The following is a 377-nucleotide window of genomic DNA, read 5'->3' as shown; positions in this document are numbered from 1 at the left end:
GATTATGGCGTCAATCCGATCCATACCTTCGTCAAAATCCACCGTCCGCCCGTGCTTCACGTCATCAAGCCGCAAAGCGAGCAACTGGAGCATGGCGAGGCTCTCCTGAGTGGCTTCCCACTCTTCCGGGCTGACCACAACGGCGGCGGCTTTACCGTTCTGCGTCAGAACGAGCGGATTGCCGGTCTCCCTGATTTTTTTCACCATGGTGGTGGCGTTGGCCCTGAAATGGCTCAAAGACTGTATGTTCTGGGTATTCATAAAAACTCCATTCGTACTTAATTGCGTACATAATTCAGGATAGCACCCGCTCGAAAGCTGGTCAAGACCGCTTTGCCTTCCGCGTGGCAGGAAAAGACTGCGGATTCCCTTCATGC

General features: G+C 53.6%; 1 protein-coding gene. It reads right to left on the bottom strand.

Translation table 11 applies throughout. The features are described from left to right. A partial coding sequence (locus V6B97_RS17185; protein WP_333507718.1) for a type II toxin-antitoxin system Phd/YefM family antitoxin occupies window positions 1–261 on the bottom strand: 261 nt, incomplete at its 3' end. Window positions 262–377 lie beyond the last annotated feature (116 nt).

The sequence above is a fragment of the Nitratidesulfovibrio sp. 1201_IL3209 genome (genome assembly GCF_036763125.1).
Lineage (GTDB): Bacteria > Desulfobacterota > Desulfovibrionia > Desulfovibrionales > Desulfovibrionaceae > Cupidesulfovibrio.
This window is presented reverse-complemented; position numbering and strand designations above follow the sequence as displayed.